This is a genomic window from Saccharothrix variisporea (genome assembly GCF_003634995.1).
Taxonomy (GTDB): domain Bacteria; phylum Actinomycetota; class Actinomycetes; order Mycobacteriales; family Pseudonocardiaceae; genus Actinosynnema; species Actinosynnema variisporeum.
Genome location: NZ_RBXR01000001.1, coordinates 1,770,953 through 1,790,304 on the forward strand (window position 1 = coordinate 1,770,953; position 19,352 = coordinate 1,790,304).

At 71.1% G+C, this 19,352-nt stretch carries 12 protein-coding genes; 5 read left to right on the forward strand and 7 right to left on the reverse strand.

Annotated features, from left to right (window positions below; translation table 11 throughout):
* Positions 1-3: 3 nt before the first annotated feature.
* Both DFJ66_RS07510 and mshC read right to left on the reverse strand, forming a co-directional pair.
* Positions 4-780 (reverse strand): PIG-L deacetylase family protein, encoded by a 777-nt coding sequence (locus DFJ66_RS07510; RefSeq protein ID WP_121219245.1) that lies wholly within the window; start codon positions 778-780, stop codon positions 4-6.
* Positions 781-826: 46 nt separating this feature from the next.
* Entirely contained in the window at positions 827-2,065 is a 1,239-nt protein-coding gene (mshC, locus tag DFJ66_RS07515; protein ID WP_121219247.1) for a cysteine--1-D-myo-inosityl 2-amino-2-deoxy-alpha-D-glucopyranoside ligase, read from the reverse strand.
* 95 nt (positions 2,066-2,160) lie between these two features.
* Here mshC and DFJ66_RS07520 point away from each other — a divergent pair, with 95 nt between their 5' ends.
* Together DFJ66_RS07520 and ctaD are read left to right on the forward strand one after the other, a co-directional pair.
* Positions 2,161-2,973 (forward strand): slipin family protein, encoded by an 813-nt coding sequence (locus DFJ66_RS07520; protein WP_121230820.1) that lies wholly within the window; start codon positions 2,161-2,163, stop codon positions 2,971-2,973.
* 76 nt (positions 2,974-3,049) lie between these two features.
* Positions 3,050-4,831 carry an aa3-type cytochrome oxidase subunit I gene (gene ctaD / locus DFJ66_RS07525; RefSeq protein ID WP_121219249.1) on the forward strand — a complete coding sequence of 594 codons (1,782 nt, stop codon included), beginning with the start codon at positions 3,050-3,052 and terminating at the stop codon, positions 4,829-4,831.
* Positions 4,832-5,142: 311 nt separating this feature from the next.
* Here ctaD and DFJ66_RS07530 read toward each other — a convergent pair whose 3' ends face one another.
* Positions 5,143-5,742 (reverse strand): TetR/AcrR family transcriptional regulator, encoded by a 600-nt coding sequence (locus DFJ66_RS07530; protein WP_121219251.1) that lies wholly within the window; start codon positions 5,740-5,742, stop codon positions 5,143-5,145.
* Positions 5,743-5,793: 51 nt separating this feature from the next.
* On the opposite strand from DFJ66_RS07530, the gene DFJ66_RS07535 reads away from it, so the two are divergent.
* Positions 5,794-7,386 carry a flavin-containing monooxygenase gene (locus DFJ66_RS07535; protein ID WP_121219253.1) on the forward strand — a complete coding sequence of 531 codons (1,593 nt, stop codon included), beginning with the start codon at positions 5,794-5,796 and terminating at the stop codon, positions 7,384-7,386.
* Here DFJ66_RS07535 and DFJ66_RS07540 read toward each other — a convergent pair.
* From DFJ66_RS07540 to DFJ66_RS07555, 4 genes are all read right to left on the reverse strand, one after another.
* Complete coding sequence (locus tag DFJ66_RS07540; RefSeq protein WP_121219255.1) at positions 7,319-7,966, reverse strand: lytic polysaccharide monooxygenase auxiliary activity family 9 protein; 648 nt, start codon at positions 7,964-7,966, stop codon at positions 7,319-7,321. The two genes, DFJ66_RS07535 and DFJ66_RS07540, sit on opposite strands and share 68 nt — an antisense overlap.
* Positions 7,967-8,089: 123 nt before the next feature.
* Positions 8,090-8,653: a hypothetical protein gene (locus DFJ66_RS07545; protein ID WP_147459188.1), complete on the reverse strand. Its 564-nt coding sequence runs from the start codon at positions 8,651-8,653 to the stop codon at positions 8,090-8,092.
* A 79-nt stretch (positions 8,654-8,732) separates the two neighbouring features.
* Positions 8,733-10,667, reverse strand: a complete 1,935-nt coding sequence (locus tag DFJ66_RS07550) for a vWA domain-containing protein (protein WP_121219258.1) — start codon at positions 10,665-10,667, stop codon at positions 8,733-8,735.
* Positions 10,664-12,049 carry a sigma 54-interacting transcriptional regulator gene (locus tag DFJ66_RS07555; protein WP_121219261.1) on the reverse strand — a complete coding sequence of 462 codons (1,386 nt, stop codon included), beginning with the start codon at positions 12,047-12,049 and terminating at the stop codon, positions 10,664-10,666. The genes DFJ66_RS07550 and DFJ66_RS07555 overlap by 4 nt, the downstream gene beginning before the upstream one ends.
* Before the next feature lie 332 nt (positions 12,050-12,381).
* Here DFJ66_RS07555 and DFJ66_RS07560 point away from each other — a divergent pair, with 332 nt between their 5' ends.
* Positions 12,382-17,988, forward strand: a complete 5,607-nt coding sequence (locus DFJ66_RS07560) for a hypothetical protein (RefSeq protein WP_121219263.1) — start codon at positions 12,382-12,384, stop codon at positions 17,986-17,988.
* A complete protein-coding gene (locus DFJ66_RS07565; RefSeq protein WP_121219265.1) occupies positions 17,985-19,346 on the forward strand; it encodes a hypothetical protein in 1,362 nt (453 codons plus the stop codon). Before DFJ66_RS07560 ends, DFJ66_RS07565 begins: the two co-directional genes overlap by 4 nt.
* Positions 19,347-19,352: the final 6 nt, after the last annotated feature.

The window sequence follows — 19,352 nt, forward strand, 5'->3', positions numbered from 1 at the left end:
GGGTCAGGACAAGCCCTCGAAGACGTCGGTCAGCGCGGGTCCGTCGTGGGGTGGCCAGGCGATGACGTGCCACTCGCGGCTCACGCGGCGTTCCCACTGGCGGGTGTCGTCGGGGTCGTCGGACATCACGTGCAGTTGGCTGCGGTGTTCGCGCAGACCGGCGACGATCCGCGAGGCGACCGGACGGCAGTCCACCGTCACGCCGATCGTCTCGTCGGGTACCCCGCGCATGTGGTAGGTCTCCGAAGGGTCGAACACGAACAGGCCCAGAGCCGCCCGCTGAGCGTTCCAGCGCTCGAACACCGACTGCGGGATGGCACCGTGCAGCAAGCGGCGGAAGCCCGGCCGGGTGCCGGCCAGGCGGTGGAAGGCCGCGTCGGTGGCCGCGCCGACCGCGATGTGGTCGGGGTGGCCGAAGATGCCGTCCGGGCCGAACGTGCCGACCACGTCGGGTGACTCCTCGGCCAGGACCGCCGAGATGGCGTCCACCAGGTCGTCGAACGGCACGTCCGCCAGCCCGCCGTCGGGGAAGCCCAGCCACTCGTGCCGGTCGGGCACCCGGCCCACCGCCCGCCACGCCGCGGCGCACTCCGCCCGCCGCACCGCGCCCAGCGTCTCGCGCGTGGCCGGGAAGCCCTCGCGGATGTCCCCGGCCTCGCCGGACGTCGCGTGGACCAGCACGAACCGGAAATCGGGGTCGCCGGCGTGCAGGGCGACCGTCCCGGCCGCGCCGTACGCGTCGTCGTCGGGGTGGGCGGCCACGAACGCGAACGTCGGCATGCTGGTCAGGGTGACACCGGCGGCGCCACCCCGACCACCGGAAGACCTACAGCTCGACGCCCAGCAGCGCGTCCACGGCGTCGCGGAACAAGCCCGGAGCCGACGCGTCGGAACCGCCCGACGTCAACGCCGAGTCCGCCCACGCGTCCAGGGCCGCCAGAGCCGAGGGCGTGTCGAGGTCGTTGCCCAGGTGGTCCCGGAGACGGGCCACGGTGTCGACCGCCGAAGGACCCGACGCCAGCGCCGCCGCCCGACGCCAGGTGTCCAGGCGTGCGTTGGCCGCCGCCAGCAGTTCGTCGCTCCACGGCCGGTCGCTGCGGTAGTGGCCGGCGAACAGCGCGAGGCGGATCGCGCCCGGGTCGACGCGCTGCGCCCGCAGCTTCGACACGAACACCAGGTTGCCCCGGGACTTGGACATCTTCTCGCCGTCCAGGCCGATCATCCCCGCGTGCACGTAGTGCCGGGCGAACGGGTGCTGCCCGGTCAGCGCCTCGGCGTGCGCGGCGCTGAACTCGTGGTGCGGGAAGATCAGGTCGGAGCCGCCGCCCTGCACGTCGAAGCCCGTGCCCAGGCGGTTCAGGGCGATCGCGCTGCACTCGATGTGCCAGCCCGGACGGCCGTCGCCCAGCTCGGACGGCCACGACGGTTCACCCGGTCGGGCGACTCGCCACAGCAGGGCGTCCAGCGGGTGGCGCTTGCCGGCGCGGTCCGGGTCGCCGCCGCGCTCGGCGAAGTAGCGCGACATCGTCTCCAGGTCGTAGTTCGACTCGTAACCGAACCGGCCGGTCGCCGCGTGGTCGAAGTACACGTCCGGGTACTGCGGGTCGTCCACCCGGTAGGCGGCGCCGTCGGCGAGGAGCTTCGCCACCGCCTCCACGACCTCGGGGATCGACTCGACGGCCCCGATGTACTGGCGGGGCGGCAGCACCCGCAGCGCCACCATGTCCTCGCGGAACAGGGCGGTCTCGCGCATGCCCAGGACCACCCAGTCGTCCTGGTCGCGCTGCGCCCGCTCCAGCAGCGGGTCGTCGATGTCGGTGACGTTCTGCACGTAGTGCACGTCGTGGCCGTTGTCCAGCCACACGCGGTGCACCAGGTCGAAGGTCAGGTAGGTCGCGGCGTGGCCCAGGTGGGTCGCGTCGTAGGGCGTGATGCCGCAGACGTACAGCCTGGCGGTGTCACCGGGGGCGGTGGGTCGGACCTCTCCGGTGGCCGTGTCGTGCAGCCGCAGCGGGCGCGGCTCCCCCGCGAGGCGCGGGACTGGGGTGGATGACCAGGTCTGCATGGGATCGACCCTAACCCGACCGCCCAAGCGGACGTCCGCCTGGCGGGACTCGCGGGCGTACCCTGAACAGCACCTGGTCGTGGGAGATGGTCGCGATGGTCTTCGACATCGTCATCGGCGTCCTCGGACTGGCCGCGCTGGGCCTGGCGTCCTCGGCCCGCGTGATCAAGCAGTTCGAGCAAGGCCTGGTGTTCCGGTTCGGCCGCGTGCAGCAGGCGCTGCGCGGACCGGGGTTGACCATGATCGTGCCGGGCGTGGACCGGCTCAAGAAGGTGAACCTGCAGATCGTCACCCTGCCCATCCCGGCGCAGGACGGCATCACCCGCGACAACGTCACCGTCCGGGTGGACGCGGTCGTGTACTTCAAGGTCGTGGACCCGGTGAAGGCGGTCGTCACGGTCGAGGACTACCGGTTCGCCATGCTCCAGGTCGCGCAGACCTCGCTGCGCTCGATCATCGGCAAGAGCGAGCTGGACGACCTGCTGTCCAACCGGGAACGGCTCAACCAGGGCCTGGAGCTGATGATCGACAACCCGGCCGTGTCGTGGGGCATCGACATCGACCGGGTGGAGATCAAGGACGTGGCCCTGCCGGAGAGCATGAAGCGGTCCATGTCCAGGCAGGCGGAGGCCGAGCGCGAGCGGCGTGCCCGCATCATCACCGCGGACGGCGAGCTGCAGGCGTCGCTGAAGCTGTCCGAGGCGGCGGCCCGCATGGCCGACACGCCCGCCGCGCTCCAGCTGCGGCTGCTGCAGACCATCGTCGAGGTGGCGGCGGAGAAGAACTCGACCCTCGTGCTGCCCTTCCCGGTGGAACTGCTGAGGTTCTTGGAACGGGCCTCGGCGCACATATCGCAGCAGGTCACGCCCTCCGAGGCCGAGCCAGAGCCGGAGCAGCTCCCCGGCTGAGCGATTGCCGGTACGCCCCGGCGGGTGGACCATGAGACCGGCTCCCGGGACCAGCGTCACCACGAGGGAGGCGGTCATGACCGCGCTCAAGCCGGAACCCGTCATCACCCATCCGGGTGCCGCCCGCCGACGCCCCAAGGGCGCCGCGCTGCTCGCGCTGTTCAAGACCACCGACCCGAAGCAGATCGGGCTGCTCTACCTGACCACGTCGTTCGCGTTCTTCATGATCGGCGGCCTGATGGCGCTGCTCATCCGGGGCGAGCTGGCGCGGCCGGGCCTGCAGTTCCTGTCGACCGAGCAGTACAACCAGCTGTTCACCATGCACGGCACGATCATGCTGCTGCTGTACGCGACGCCGATCCTGTTCGGCTTCGCCAACTACATCCTGCCGCTGCAGATCGGCGCCCCGGACGTCGCGTTCCCCCGCCTGAACGCCTTCTCGTACTGGCTGTTCCTGTTCGGCGGCACGATGGTGGTCATCAGCTTCATGACCCCGGGCGGCGCGGCCGACTTCGGCTGGACCGCCTACACCCCGCTGACCTCGGCGGTCCACTCCCCCGGCGTCGGCGCGGACCTGTGGATCATGGGCCTGGCGGTGTCCGGCCTGGGCACCATCCTCGGCGGCGTGAACATGGCGACCACGGTGTGCTGCCTGCGCGCGCCCGGCATGACCATGTTCCGGATGCCGATCTTCACCTGGAACATCTTCGTCACCAGCATCCTGATCCTGCTGGCCTTCCCGATCCTCACCGCGGCGCTGATGGGCCTGGCCGCCGACCGCCACCTGGGCGCGCACGTGTTCGACCCGGCCAACGGCGGCGTGATCCTGTGGCAGCACCTGTTCTGGTTCTTCGGCCACCCCGAGGTCTACATCGTGGCGCTGCCGTTCTTCGGGATCGTCAGCGAGATCTTTCCGGTCTTCAGCCGCAAACCGCTGTTCGGCTACAAGGGCCTGGTGTTCGCCACCTTCGCGATCGCCGCGCTGTCGGTGGCGGTGTGGGCGCACCACATGTTCGCCACCGGAGCCGTGCTGCTGCCGTTCTTCTCGCTGATGACGTTCCTGATCGCGGTGCCGACCGGCATCAAGTTCTTCAACTGGATCGGCACCATGTGGCGGGGCCAGCTGTCGTTCGAGACGCCGATGTTGTTCAGCGTCGGCTTCCTGGTCACGTTCCTGCTGGGCGGCCTGACCGGCATCCTCCTGGCCTCGCCCCCGGTCGACTTCCACGTCACCGACACCTACTTCGTGGTCGCCCACTTCCACTACGTGCTGTTCGGCACGATCGTGTTCGCCACCTACGCGGGCATCTACTTCTGGTTCCCGAAGATGACCGGCCGGATGCTCAACGAACCACTGGGCAAGCTGCACTTCTGGACCACGTTCATCGGCTTCCACCTGACGTTCCTGATCCAGCACTGGCTGGGCAACATCGGCTTCCCGCGCCGGTACGCGGACTACCTGCCGCAGGACGGCTTCACCACGATGAACACGATCTCGACCATCGGCGCGTTCCTGCTGGGCGCCTCAGTCCTGCCGTTCGTGTGGAACGTCTTCCGCAGCTACCGCTTCGGCGACCCAGCCAACGCCGACGACCCGTGGGGCTTCGGCAACTCCCTCGAATGGGCGACCTCCTCCCCACCACCACGCCACAACTTCACCGAACTGCCCCGAATCCGCTCGGAACGCCCGGCGTTCGAACTGCACTACCCGCACATGGTGGAGCGGATGCGCGAGGAAGCACACTTCTCGATCACCAAGCCCGGCAAACACCGCGTGAAGCCGGACGAGGCCACCGAGGTGGCGCTGGCATCGACCGACAGAGACATCAAGACCACCGACAAGGACGACCAGGACTAGCCCAGCCCCGCCTTCCGCACCCCTCGCGGGTTCTTCGCGCGCGAAGCGCGCGGTGTAGTGGTCCCAACCACAGGTGGAGGGCCTCGGTTCCCCCGCCGTATGGCCTGCCCGAAGGGCTACCACGCTTTCGGTCGGGTGCAGCCGAATTTTTTGTGAGGGACGAGCAAAAAATTTAGCGGCACCCGGCCGAAAGTGTGGTTGGCTCCGCCAGGCCATGCGGTGGGGGAACCGACGCCCTTCACCCCCCGCTGGCGGCCTGCCGCGCGGCGAGCGCCGCTTGTGATCTTTTGTGCCTGATCCCTGAGAGCGCGCTACGCCTCCCGCCGGACACCGAGCAGCACGCGCACCGTATCCGTGAGCACCCGCACCGGCAGGACGTCCTGCACCACGAACCGCTGCACCCCCAGCCCGATGCCCAAGCTGAGCAACGTCCGCGCCAACTCCCGGGCAGGCAGCAACGGCGTCAACCCGAACTCGTCCACCTGGGACTGGACCAACTGCTCCAGGGCGCTGACCACCAGCGCGTCCCGCCGCCCCAGGTCCGCCTGCAGCTCCCGGTTCTGCCGCGCCTGCAACGCGAACTCCACCTCGAACTGGGTCCGGGGCGCGTCGCCGAGCATGCCCTCCGCGTACTCCTCGAACGCCCGGAACCGGTCCTCCAGCGTCCCACCGCTGAACGCCCGCCCGATCTCGGCGATCCGCTCGGCGTAGAGCCGGTCCAGGACGACCAGGCACAGCTCGTCCTTGTTGCGGAAGTTCGAGTACACCGCGCCCTTGGAGAAGCCGGCGGCTTCGGCGACCTTGTCCAGGGAGGTGGCGTGGTAGCCGTCGCGGAGGAAGAGGCGTTGTGCGGTGTCGGTGAGCAGGTCGCGGGTGCGGGCCTGGCTCTCCGCGCGGGTCAGTCGGGGCACCCGGTCAGCCTACGTTGACAGACCATCAGTATCTAAATACCGTCGGTATCCATGACGACGGTGGAAGCGCAGGCCGTGGACGTGCTGGTGGTGGGTGCGGGGGCCTCGGGCATCGGGGCGGCCATCAAGCTCAAGGAGGCGGGCTTCGACCTGCTGGTCCTCGAAAAGGGCAGTTCGGTCGGCGGTACCTGGCGGGACAACACCTATCCCGGGTGCGCGTGCGACATCCCGTCCTCGCTGTACTCGTACTCCTTCGCGCCCAACCCCGACTGGGGTCGCGTCTTCGCCGAGCAGCCGGAGATCCGGGCCTACCTCGAACGGACCGCCCACCGTTTCGGTCTCGTGCCGCTGATCCGGTTCGACACCACCGTCACCGAGGCCCGCTGGGACGGCCAGCACTGGCAGGTCGACACCTCGAACGGCCACTACACGGCCCGCATCCTGGTCTCGGGCACCGGACCGTGGCACGAACCGCTGCTCCCCGACCTTCCCGGACTGGCCGACTTCCCCGGCGAGATCTTCCACTCCTCCCGCTGGAACCACGACTACGACCTGACCGGCAAGCGGGTCGCCGTGGTCGGCACGGGCGCCAGCGCGATCCAGTTCGTGCCGAAGATCCAACCGGAAGTGGCGCGACTGCACCTGTTCCAGCGCACCGCCTCCTGGGTGCTGCCGAAGGTCGACCACCGGATGCCGTGGATCGAAAGGACACTCTTCCGATACGTCCCGCTCACCCAACGGTGGTACCGCAACGCGTTCTACGGCGGCTTGGAAGCGTTCAGCTTCGCGTTCCGCCACCCGAACGTGATGAAGGTGATCCAAAAGGCGGGTCTGTGGAACCTGCACCGGTCCATCAAGGACCCGGCCCTGCGCGAAGCCCTCACACCGGACTTCGTCCTGGGCTGCAAGCGCCTGCTGATGTCCAACACCTACTACCCCGCGCTGACCAAGCCGAACGTCGAGGTGCTCCCCCAGGCCATCGCACGCGTCGAGGGCAACGCCGTGATCGCCGAGGACGGCACCCGCCGCGAGGTGGACGCGATCATCTTCGGCACCGGGTTCCACTTCAGCGACCCGCCGGTGGCCAAGCACGTCTTCGGCGCGGACGGCCGCAGCCTCGACGACGTGTGGCAGGGCAGCCCGCAGGCCTACCTGGGCACCGCCGTGCACGGCTTCCCCAACCTGTTCCTGCTGCTGGGCCCCAACCTCGGCACCGGGCACTCATCGGCGTTCACCATCATCGAGACCCAGCTCCGCTACCTGCTGGACGCCCTGAACACCATGCGCCGCAACGGCTGGCACAGCGTGGAGGTGCGTCGACCGGTGCAGGAGGTGTTCAACACCGAGGTGCAGGAAGCCCTCAGCACGACCGTCTACAACGCCGGCGGCTGCATGAGCTACTACATCGACGCCAACGGCCGGAACAGCACGCTCTGGCCGTGGTCGACGGTCCGGATGACCAAGCGCATCAAGGACTTCTCCGCCGCCGACTACCTCACCGAGCCGACGACGACGCCGACACCGACGACGACGTCCGCGCGGAGGCCCGGCGCCGAGTCGACGCCGGGCCGGTCCGCTAGCCGAAGTTCACGTCACTGCACCACATGTAGGTCTGGTCGAGGTGCGAGGCCTGCCAGATCGTGAAGATCACGTGGCGTCCCCGGTAGGTGCCGTTGGTCTGGACGTTGAACGTGATGTCCTTGGCCGGGGCGTACCTGCCGGTCTGGAGGATGAAGTCCAGGTTGCCCCACCCGAGGCGCTGGGTGGTCGGGTCGAACCCGTTCTTGCTGATGTACACCCGGAAGTAGTCCGCGCCGTGGCTGGCCTGGTCGTACAGGTGCATCGAGAAGTTGGCGCCGACGTTGGTCATCTTCCACGCCCCGGGCGTGTTCAGGGCGTTGTTGCGGGCCAGCGCGTTGCTGCAGAGCTGCCCGTCGGGCGTGGAACCCTGGAAGTTGCCGCGCAGCCCGTCCCGCAGCGCGCTCATCCAGTTCCACATGGTGTCGGCGTTGGCCTGGAACGCCTGCCAGCACATCGGGTCCTGCGTCTGCATGGCCGGGTCGGTGTGGTGGCTGCCCCACGTCTGCCAGCACTGGTAGGCGCGGGTCGGGGGACCGACGATCGTCCCGTGGGCCGAGGCGGTCGGGGTCCAGACGAACAGGCAGGCGAGCATGCCGACGACCAGCGCGATGACGTTCCGCCGGCTGACGCTACGCATGCGCATGGAGGGATCTCCGTTCTCCGAAGGATACGACGGCGGATCCTGGGAGCGCTCCCGGAGCAGGGTTCCACACTATCCGTCACAGAACGAAACTTCAACGAAACTTTCCGTGATCGGCCCGACTGTTCACCGCGTCGGCGTAGCGGGGATCGACTTCGGCACCGGGACCGGGTAGTCCGCCCGCGTCACGCGGATGATGTCGCCGTACCGCTCGACCAGCTTGGGCCGGTCCACCTCGCCGGCGACCGTCGTGACGTTCACGCCGGACCCGTCCGGGGCCGGACCCCACGTGGTGAGCTGCACGCCCTGGCTCTTCCAGTAGTCGGCGTCGGCGTCGAGCCGCTCCACCACGCTCTCCATCTTCGACAGCGGGTACACGGATTGCTTGAACCGCACCCGCACGTCGGGCGCGGCCTCGTGCACGGCCCTGTCCAGGGCCTCGTCGGGCACCCGGTACACCACGATCACCCCGTCCGGGCCGTTGACCTCGAGCCCCGAGTAGGTGCCGTGGAACTTCGACTTCAACATCGGCTCCAGCGCCTGCGCGGCGGACTGGAGCGCCGGGTCATTGGTCTGCCCGCCCGCGCTTGTGGTGGTGGCGGGCGGCGCGGATGGCGGGTTGCCGGGTTCCACGCGGGCACAACCGCCCAGCACCACCGCCAGCAAGACCACAGGTACGACCCGGTTCACGTTGCAGACCTCCCGTTGCGCCGTCGCTCCCAGGACGGAAGCGACGGCGCACGGGGTTGCACCGAGTGCCGGGGTCGCGTCAGCGCCTGCGGCGCGACCTCAGGTAGTCGCTGACCACGGCCGCACCCAGGCCGTCCTCGCCGGGCGCGACGACCCGGCCGCCGCTGCGCCGGGCGACCAGGTCCACGAACCGCGCCAGCCGCGGGTCGTCGCCGAGCTTGAACACCGTGATCGCCGCGCCCATCCGGGCCAGGCCGTCCACCTCGGCGACGGTCTTGGCCAGCGTCCGGGGCTGCGGCGGGTAGAAGAACTCGGCCTCGCCGTCCGCCTCCAGGTGCGCGGTCGGCTCACCATCGGTCACCACCAGGACCACCGGCTGCGCGTCGGGGTGGCGGCGCAGGTGCCGGGCGGCCAGCAGCAGGGCGTGGTGCAGGTTCGTGCCCTGCTCCCACACGCCTTCCAACGCGGTGAGCTGCCCGATGTCCACCGTCTCCGCGTGCCGCCCGAAGGTGATCAGCTGCAACGCGTCCGTGCGGAACCGGGTGCGGACCAGGTGGTGCAGGGCGAGCGCGGTGCGCTTCATCGGCACCCATCGGCCGTCCTGCACCATCGACCAGGACGTGTCCACGCACAGCGCGACCGCCGCCCGGGACCGCTGCTCGGTCTCGCTGACCTCGACGTCCACCACGTCCAGGCTGATCTCGCCGGTGCCGCCGCGCAGCACCGCGTTGGTGACCGTCCGGGGCACGTTCCACGGCTCGGTGTCGCCGAACTCCCACGGCCGGGTGCTGCCGATCAGCTCGCCCGCCGCGCCGGCCCGCGTGTTGTCCCGCTGACCTTGCGCCCGGACGCTGTCGATCACGCCCCGCAGCGCGGTCTCCCCCAGGCGCCGCAACGCCTTCGGGGTCAGCCGCAACGAGCCGTCTGGCGCGCGTTCGAGCAGGTTCTGCTGCCGCAGCTCGCGTTCCAGCTCGGCCAGCCGCCGCGCGTCCACCCCGGCCTCGTCGCCGAGCTGGCGGACCAGGGCCTCCAGGTCGATGTCCTCCAGGCGTGCGCCGGGGTAGGACTGGGCGAGCTGCTCGGCCAGCGCGTCCAGCTCGGCCAGGTCCGCCATCGCCTGTGCGCCCTCGCCCAGGCCCAGCGGCTGGTTGCCGCGGAACCGGGCGGAGCCGTTCCAGTCCTCGCCGGGGCGCAGGTCCTGCAACAACGAGTCCAGTGTGGACAGTTGCTGGCCGATGCCCGAGTTGCCGAAGGCCTGTTGGGACAGGGCGTTCAGCTCCTGCCGCTGCTCCTCCGTCATCGAGTTCATCATGCGCTGCGCCGCCGCCGAACGGGCCGCGAGGGCGTCGATCAGCTCCTCGACGTTGCGCGGGTTCTCCGGGAAGAACTCGCCGTGCTTGCGCATGAACTCCTGGAACTGCTCGGGCGTGTCCTGGCCTTGGGCGTGCGCGGCGAGCAGGCCGTTCAGGTCGTCGAGCATCTCCCGGATGCGTTCGACGTCCTGCGGCGAGACGTTCTGCATCGCCTGCTTCATGCCCTGGAACCGCTGGTCCAGCAGCTCCTTGCCGAGCAGGTTCTGGATCTGCTCGTAGGACTCGCGCGCCTGCGGCGACCGCCAGTCGTACTCGGCCAGCTCGCGGACGGCCGCCGCCGTGCCCTGCGGCAGCGCGTCCAGCTGCGCCTCGCGGAAGCGGGCCTCGTCGTCGGGGTCGGGGAACAGCGCCGCCCGTTCGGCCTCCAGCGCCTGGTCCAGCAGCCGCCGGATCTCCTGGAGCGTGCCGTCCAGCCGGTGCCGGCGCTGGATGGCGGCTCGGCGCTGCCACAGCCGGGAGGTCAGGTCGTCCAGCCCGCGTTGACCGGGCAGGCCCCGCCGCAGCAGCTCGCGCAGCGCCGACTCCGGCGAGGCGCCCTCCATGACCTCGCGGCCCAGCTCGTCCATCGCCGCCCGCAGGTCGGTCGGCGGGGCCAGCGGGTCCGGGCCGTCGACGTACCGGCCGTAGCGGTAACCGGTCATCCGTACACCGATCGGTCGTCGTCGCTGTCCTTGGACAGCTGACGGGTCAGGTAGAGGGCCTCCAGCGCCAGTTCGACGGCCGAGGCGATGCGGCCCGCCGGGTCCTTTGGTCCCGCGCCGACCCGCTGGGCCACCTCGTGCAGCAGCGGCAGTTCGGGCAGCGCGGCCAGCAGGTCGCCCGCGTGGACGCGTTCGCCGGTGGCCACCGGGTGCCCGTCGGACACCAGTTCCGCGAGCTGGCGCAGGTTGAGCCCGGCGAACCGGGCGCGCGCGGTGTCGGCGATCGAGCGGCGCAGCAGGTGGGTCAGCACCTCCTGCTCCCGACCCTCCTCGCCGGCCTCGAACTCCAGCTTGCCGCGCAGCACCTCCGGCACCGACTCCAGGTCCACCGGCCGCGCGATCGCCGGGTTCTCGCCGATCAGCGCGCTGCGCCGCAACGCGCTCGCGGCCACCGTCTCCGCCGCCGCCACCGGGAACCGCGCCGAGACGCCGGAGCGCTGGTCGATCGCGGAGGACTCGCGCAGGTGCCGCACGAACCGGGCGATGACCTCCAGCAGGTGGTCGCCGACCTCCGCGACCAGGTCCGCCTCCTGGCGCACCAGGTCCACCTCGGCGGCGATCTCCAGCGGGTAGTGCGTGCGGATCTCCGCGCCGAAGCGGTCCTTGAGCGGGGTGATGATCCGGCCGCGGTTGGTGTAGTCCTCGGGGTTCGCGGTGGCGACGAGCAGCACGTCCAGCGGCAGGCGCAGCGTGTAGCCGCGGATCTGGATGTCCCGCTCCTCCATCACGTTGAGCAGCGAGACCTGGATGCGCTCGGCCAGGTCGGGCAGCTCGTTGACCGCGATGATGCCGCGGTGGCTGCGCGGGAGCAGGCCGTAGTGGATGGTCTCCGGGTCGCCGAGGCTGCGCCCCTGGGCGACCTTGACGGGGTCGACGTCGCCGACCAGGTCGCCGACGCTGGTGTCGGGGGTGGCCAGCTTCTCGGAGAAGCGCTCGTCGCGGTGCTTCCAGGCCACCGGGAGGTCGTCGCCGAGTTCTTCGGCTCTGCGCTGAGACTCGGGGGTGATGGGGTCCAGCGGGTGCTCGTTGAGCTCGGCGCCCTCGATCACCGGCGTCCACTCGTCCAGCAGCCCGACCAACGTGCGCAACAGCCGCGTCTTGCCCTGCCCGCGCTCACCGAGCAGCACGACGTCGTGCCCGGCGAGGATGGCCCGCTCCAACTGCGGCAACACGGTCCGCTCGAACCCGACGATGCCGGGCCAGGGGTTGCGCTTCTCCCGCAGGGCGGCCACCAGGTTGTCCCGCAGCTCGACCTTGACACTGCGCGGCACGTACCCGGCGGCCCTCAGCTCGCCCGCGGTCTTGGGGAGTCCGATCGTCACTCTTTCGACGCTACGCAGGTGAGCGGTGCGATGTCGACGTGGAGTACCTCCAGACCCGGACTCCGTTCGCCTAGAGCCGAACTTCCGAGGTCATCCAGCGGGACTCGACCGCCTCCGGACCGTCCGGAGAGCCGGCGTGGTCAATCGGTTGTCGAATCGGCATTCGTTACGCCCGATTCGAATGCGTTGCCGGAACGTGTGCGCGCCGAAGTTCCGCAGAATTGCGGAAGAATGGCCGGCCTTGCGCTGTTCGAGTGATATCTCCTCGCCCTGTCTCACAATTCGTCGTCGCTCGGACGAGTTAACGAAGTCGTGGGGTATGAGTACGTGCCGTGACGGCCGATCTGGTCCCCGAACTTCGGAAATGGCTCGCGTCGCTCAACGACGCCGACTTCAGCGCGCTGCTCGCGGTGTGCGACCCCCTCCGGGTCGCCGCGCAGATGCCACCGCCCGGCAGGAACACCCGCGCCCCGGTCCGGCGGGAGATCCTGGCGGCACGGGCCCACCTCGCCAGGGCACCGTCGTCGCACCTGGTCGACCTGGCCATCGGGGCTCTGTCGTTCGGCACCCGCGTGCTCCTGGCACAGGGCCGCTTCGAGCGGTCGACGATCGCGGACCCCGGTCTGGACGACCTCCGCGCCATGCTCACCTCGTTGGGCAAGCAGTTCGGTCGACTGGTGCTGTTCGGCTTGCTGCTCGGAAATGCCCAAGCCACTCCGCTGGCCACCCGGTGGAGATCGGAACTGGAAGCGGCACTCGTCACCGCGCCACGCACCTCTCCGCTGATCGGGCACGTCCTGCTCGATCGGAACAGCAACCCCGTCCACTCGACAAGGGAATCCATGGAAGCCGGGACCGTCGACGACACCACGACAAGACCACGCGCGGGCGAGGTGCCCCGAGGTGACGAGTCCGACGAACTCTCGGCTCGACTCGACGAAGTCCGGGCATTCGCTGTCGACACGGCTGCACTGCTGCGGCGGGCCGCGGACGCGGTCGAAGCCGGATCCGCCCCGCCCGAGGGGGTCGACATCGCACTCGAGCGGTTCCACGAGCGTCGGCAAGACCTGCTCGACACGATTTCCGCCGTGGTCGAGATCCCGCCGGACGCGGACTTCGCCGCCTTGTCGAGCCTCGTCGCCGAGACCATCGCCGCACGCAGGCGCGCGCGGGAGGAACGGGCGGCCCGGCAGGAGGCCGAATCGGCGCAAGCCTCCCGGCGGGTCCGCCTCGAGGAGCAGCTCGCCGCGGTGGAAGCGATGCTCGGTGCCGACCACGGTGTGGCCTTCGAGGCGCTCCGGTCCGCGCGCGACGAACTGCTGGCCGCGCTGGGCGCGCTGGAGCCGACGACCGACCGCGCCGGGACCGGGGATGCGGAAGCCCCGACGGCCGAACCCCTCGCAGAACCGCCCCTCGCAGAACCGCCCCTCGCGGAGTCTCCCGTCGCGGAGTCTCCCGTCGCGGAGTCCCCGCCCGTCTCCACCCCGTCCCCGCAGCCGCCCATCGGCCCTGTCGACAGCGCACCGTCCGAGGCCGGAAGCGCCCGCGAAACCGCGGCGCCCCCTGTCGACGACTCCCCTCCGCCCGGGGCCCCACCGGTGCCCTTGCCCGACGAAGCCGAGCGGGTCGAGGTCAACGACATGGCCCTCGGGTTCCCCTGGGAGGAGGGCGATCCGCCCCTCGCGGTCGAGCTGGCGTCGGCGGGAAGGCTCGTCGAGGCCTACTGGGTGACGGCGGTGTCGGGAGAACCCGACCGTCGCACCGCCACCCTGCGCTTCGCCGCGATGGCGTTCGCCGTCACCAACAACGCCGACGCGACGGCCGTGCTCGCCGGGCTGGAACTGGACGTCCAAGACCTGACGGGTGACCCCGACGCCACAGCGCTCGCCACGACGGCGGCACTGCGCGCGGGTCTGCTCGCCGGGTGGGGGCACTCCGTGCTGACCGGTCTGCGCAACGGCCTGGTGCTGCCCGCCCGGTGGGGTGCGCTGATCGACACGGCCATCGACGCCGTGCGCCGCGGGTTCCGCGTCGACGACGGCACGGGCGTGCTGCTGACCGACTCGCGGTCCGACGAGACCCGCGCCGAACTCGGCCGGCGTGCGCGCAACCTCGCCGAGGAGCTGCCCCGCCGGAAGAACCCCTACCAGCGTGCGACGCGCGTGCTCCAGCGGCTGATGCTGCCCAACCAGCCCCTGTGCACGGCGCTGGACGCGGTGGTGCGGTGGTCGGAGGGCGGGGACGGTCGCGCGATCGCGACCGTGCTCGACCGGCTGACGGCGCACGACGCGGTCGAGACGATGATCGAAGCGGCGGACGCCGCCATGCGCACGCCCAAGCAGGCGCGGGAGCGCATCGTGGCCAGCGCCCTGCGCACGCTCGTCCGCGCCATCGAAGAGGTCCGCGAGGTGGTGCGCGAGGCGGACGTGGTCAGCAGGCGGTTGACGGCGGCGGAGTCCGACGACCACAGCTTGGCCGCCCAACTGTCCCGCGCCCTGGCCGACGTCGAGGGCGAGGAACCGCCGCCCGGCATGGTCGGCGTGGCCATGTCCCTGTTCCGCCGGTGGCTCCAGCGCCCCACCGACGCCGTTCGCGGCGCACCCGTCGTCGAGGGCGACACGACGTCGGCGGTGATCGAACCCAGCCCCGACGTGCTGCTCATCCTGCCCGACCTGCCGCGCGACGCCACGGGCCGACCCGACCCGGACGACCCGCGCACCAGCGTCGTGCTGGCCGACCTCGTCCGGCCGCTCGACGTGGGCGGTGCGGTGTCGTCCTACTGCGAGCGCGGAGACCTCCTGCGGGCACGCCGGGTGGTCGAACTCGCCGCGGTCGGCACCTGGGGCGACGTCGAGGTCGAGCCGCTGCGCCAGGTGCTCGACCGAGCGACGACGACGTGGGCCAAGCGGCACCGGTCGGACCTCGAGCGCGCTCGCGACCTGTTCGCGCGCATCCGCACGCAGAACCTCCTCGACCCCGCGGACGAGACCACCGTCGCGGGCCGCCTCGAAGCGCTCACGACCGTCGACGACGGCGCGTTCGACGTCGCGGAAAGCGCGCTCGCCCGACTCGCCGAGGACCTCGCCGCCAAACAGGGGTCCCGTGTCGACGAACTGCGGGCCGAGATCGCCGCGCTCGACGTGGACGCCGCGGGCCGGGACCGGATGCTGGCGCTCCTCGACGACGGCGACACGGTGACGGCCGCCGAGTTCCTCGCCTTCGTGCGGGCGGGCAAGACGCTGCCCGACCAGGTCACCGACGCGCCCGACGACCTCAAGGCGTTCGCCGACCTGGTGGCGGTCGGTGTCGCCCGGAGTGGTCCCGCGCACCGGGACAGCGCACAGGCGTGGGCGGAACTGGCCGCCGGCGGTGCGACCCTGACCCCGCTGGCGACCGTCGGCATCGACGCGTGGGACTCGTTGAAGGTCCCGCGGGGGCTCACCGGCGACCGGCTGGCCAACTCCGTTCGGGACATCCTGCGCGTGCTCGGCCTCCAAGCGCCCAGTCGGCCGCAGGAGATCGGTCGAGGCGCACGACAGGGCTTCCGCAGGTTCCGCGTCCAAGGCACGCCGACCGACGGCTCCTACGTCTCCACGCTGGGCTCGGCGGCGAACGAGTACAACGTCGTGGTGATCACGGAGGAGCGCCGGGGTCGGCGGTCCGTGCTCGACGTGCTGGGCACGGAGGACACCGGGCGCGCCAACGTGCTGCTCTACCTCTACGCCCTGGACCTGCCCGCGCGGAGGGCGCTCGCCGCCGAGGCCGACCGCGGATCGGTCCAGGCGCTCGTGGTCGACCCCGCCGTGGTGGGGTGGATCGCCGCGAACGCGCCCGGCTCCTGGCGCGCCACCCAGCGGGTCACCCTGCCCTGGACGGCGCTCAACCCGTACACGCCGTTCGTCGCGGGCCTGGTGCCGCCGGAGGTGTTCGTCGGCCGGGATCGCGAGATGGCGGAGGTGGTCGACCCGAACGGCGGGCTCTTCATCTATGGCGGCCGCCAGCTGGGCAAGTCGGCGCTGCTGCGCCGGGTGGAGGCGACGTTCAACGACGGCGGGCTGCGCCACGCCGTCTACCTCGACCTGAAGGGCAAGGGCATCGGCGAAGCCGAGCCGGCGTCGAGGATCTGGCCCGAGCTCGTGGTCGAGCTCAAGAAGCGCAGCGTGCTGCCCGAGAGCATGTCCCAGGACCCGCCGCCGGACGTGGTGGTCAACCACGTCAAGGCCTGGCTCAACCACAACTCGAACCGGCGGCTGCTGCTCCTCGCGGACGAGGCCGACGCGTTCCTCACCGCCGACTCGCGCGGCGTGAAGTCGGAGGGCGGCGGGGTCGCCCACTTCCCGAACGTGTTGCGGCTCAAGGAGCTCATGGAGTCCACCGAGCGCCGGTTCAAGATCGTGTTCGCCGGTCTGCACCAGGTGCAGCGGTTCGGGCACCTGTCCAACGTGCCGCTGGTCCACGGTGGACCGGACATCCTCGTCGGACCGCTGGACCCGGCCGACGCGCGGCGGCTCGTCGTCGCCCCGCTCGCCGCGCTGGGGTACCGGTTCGAGCGCCCCGAACTGGTGTGGCGACTGCTGTCCGCCACCAACTACCAGGCGAGTCTCATCCAGATCTTCTGCCAGGAGCTGGTGCGCACGCTGCACGACCGCGTGGCGCAGTCGTTGGAGCTGCCGGTGCCGATCCGGGAGGCCGATGTCGAGGCCGTGGCGGCGAGCGACCACGTCCGGGCCCGCATCGCCGAACGCCTGCGGATCACGATCAACCTGGAAGACCGGTACCGCGTCCTGACCCTGGTCATCGCGGTGCTCAGCCTCAACGACATGTTCGGGGCCGATTACGGGCCCGAGGAGCTGCTGGAGGAGGCGCGCAGGCACTGGGCCGCCGGCTTCGACGACCTGACGGTGTCGCAGGTGCGCATCTACCTGGACGAAATGGTGGGCCTGGGCTTGCTCATCCGCCTGTCGGGCCAAGCTCGCTACGCGGTCCGCAGCCCGAACGTGGTGAACATGCTCGGCACCAAGGCGGACCTGCTGCGCGAGCTGGCCGAGACCGACTTCGACCTGCCCTACGAGTACAACCCGCGCGACGCGCGCCGGTTGCTGGGCACCGATCCCTTCAAGCGGCGCAGTCCCCTCACCGACGGGCAGCTCTTCGAGTTGACGGCCGCCGGCGCGACCTCCGTGGTCACCGGCACGGTCGCGCTGGGCACAGACCGCGTCGCGGACGCGATCAAGGACTACGCCGAGCTGCGGGGCAGCAAGGTGGAGGTGCACACGTCGGCCGCCGACATCGCCAAGGCGATCACGAACGCGGCCCGGCGGAAGAAGGCGACCGTGCTGGTGGCCGACCTCCGCCGCATGCCGTTCACCGACGTCAAGCAGGTCGTGGACCGGCTGCTCAAAGAGAAACCGGCGTGCGCCGTGCTGGTCGAGCCCGAGGTCGCCACGCAGGTCGCCGCGCTGGCCGGGGTCGAGGTGGTGCGACCGGCCCGGTGGACGTCCAGCAGCCTGCGCAGCTGGCCCGAGTGCCCGTTCGACGTCGTCCAGGCACGGGTGCGGCTCATCGCCGCCACCGGCGGGTGGATCGAGTTGGTCGAGGAGGTCATCGCCAACGTGGAGGTGCGCGGCGCTACGCAGGCTCAGGCACTCGACCGGGTGCTGAAGGTCCAGGCGGACCCGCGGTGGGCCGCCGCGTTCCTCGACCGGACGGAGTTGCCCGCCGCCGCGCTGGCCCGCATCGGCCAGTGGGCGGCGTACGTCGATCCCGGCGAGCCGCTGTCGCCCGCGGACGTCGCCGCCGCGCTCGAGCTGGACCTCGCCGCGACCGGCGAGTTCCTCGACGGGCTGGCCCGGTTCGGCGTGCTCGACGAGACCGCCGACGGGGTGGCGCTGGACGTGGTGGTGCACCGGTGCACCACCGCCGTCCACGACCGCGCATGAACGCGGGCGGGCCGCCGCTGGAGTCGCTCCCGGGTCCGGCGGGCCACCTCCGCGCCATCGCGGACGACCTCGACGGGGGCTGGAGCTGCGTCTGGCTCGTCCCGGACTCCCTCGTCGGCAGCGGCGACGCCGACAACCTCCTCGGCGTGCTCGAATCCCGCGCCGACGCCGTCCGGGTACCCGCTCCCCAAGCCCGTCGGAAGCGCCGGACAACGCCTCAGCCCTCCGCCGCACCCGTGCCGAGTGCCGACACCCCCGCGTGGGCGCGCGCGACGTTGGGGGTGTTCGACTGGGAAGCGCCCCGGGAGACGCCGCCGGAGACCGGGGTGGAGAGCACCTCCACGGTGGCGCAGCGGCTCTGGACCGCGTGCGCGGGTGCCGAGGAGCCGCCCGGCGACCCTATCGGCGAGCTCGCCGCACGGGGCCACCTGCGGGGGCAGGTGGTCGTGCTGTGCGCGTGGGAGGAACACGACCCCGATGACGTGGGGGCGCTGCTCACCCGGCTCCCCGCGTTCGCGAAGGAACGCGGTCTGCCGCCCGGCGAACGACCGCGCCTCCTGCTCGCCGCGCGCACCTCCGACGTGCCGTTCCGGCTCCTCGACCACGTGGACGCCGTGACCACCCGCGTGCACTGGTGGTGGGGAACGTGCGGTCGCCTCGACACGGCGGTGGTCGCGGCCACGACGCGGCGGCCCGGAGTCCGCCGGGCCGACCGCGGGAGCATCGTCCGCGAGCTGGTGGCCGACGAGGTGCTCGTGGAGGTCGCCGGGCCCGACCTCGCGCTGGCGGCGTTCCTGGCGGCGGGTTGGGACGGCTCGCTGGCGGCGCTGCCCGCGCACCTGGAAGCGTTCACGCACGAGGTGGACGTGGACATGCCCCGCGACCTGCGGCACGTGCGGGGCAACCCCGAGCGCCCACCGGCGGAGCTGCGGCCGGTCTGGGACGCCGGGCTCGTCGACTACTGGGACGGCCAGCTGCGGATCAGCCCGGTCGCGAACGGGTCGACGCCGTCGTCCGCGAACTTGGCGAGCCTGGTCTGGCGAGGCCAGAACAGGGCGCTCACGACGATCGTCGACGGGCACCGGGCGCGCTTGGAGGCGCGGGTCCGGTCCCGCGCGAGCCTCGCCGTGCTGGACGAGATGTCCCGCGGCACCGCCCCGCCCGGCCAGGACACCGGCGAGCGCACGATCCTCGAACTCGGCGCGATGGCGTGGGCCGTCCAGACCTCGCGGGTCCGCCTGTCCGCCGCGGAGCGGGAGTTGCTCTTCCGCCTGCGCGACGTGCGCAACGCGCTGGCGCACCTGCGACCGCTCGACGACGGCGAGCTGATCCGGCTCGCGGAGGTGCTGTCCCCGTGAACGCCC

Coding starts and splice junctions, on each gene's coding strand:
- mshC (WP_121219247.1), bottom strand. CDS start 2,065: ATGCAGACCTGGTCATCCACCCCAGTCCCGCGCCTCGCGGGGGAGCCG.
- DFJ66_RS07535 (WP_121219253.1), top strand. CDS start 5,794: ATGACGACGGTGGAAGCGCAGGCCGTGGACGTGCTGGTGGTGGGTGCG.
- DFJ66_RS07565 (WP_121219265.1), top strand. CDS start 17,985: ATGAACGCGGGCGGGCCGCCGCTGGAGTCGCTCCCGGGTCCGGCGGGC.
- DFJ66_RS07510 (WP_121219245.1), bottom strand. CDS start 780: ATGCCGACGTTCGCGTTCGTGGCCGCCCACCCCGACGACGACGCGTAC.
- DFJ66_RS07520 (WP_121230820.1), top strand. CDS start 2,161: ATGGTCTTCGACATCGTCATCGGCGTCCTCGGACTGGCCGCGCTGGGC.
- DFJ66_RS07540 (WP_121219255.1), bottom strand. CDS start 7,966: ATGCGCATGCGTAGCGTCAGCCGGCGGAACGTCATCGCGCTGGTCGTC.
- ctaD (WP_121219249.1), top strand. CDS start 3,050: ATGACCGCGCTCAAGCCGGAACCCGTCATCACCCATCCGGGTGCCGCC.
- DFJ66_RS07550 (WP_121219258.1), bottom strand. CDS start 10,667: ATGACCGGTTACCGCTACGGCCGGTACGTCGACGGCCCGGACCCGCTG.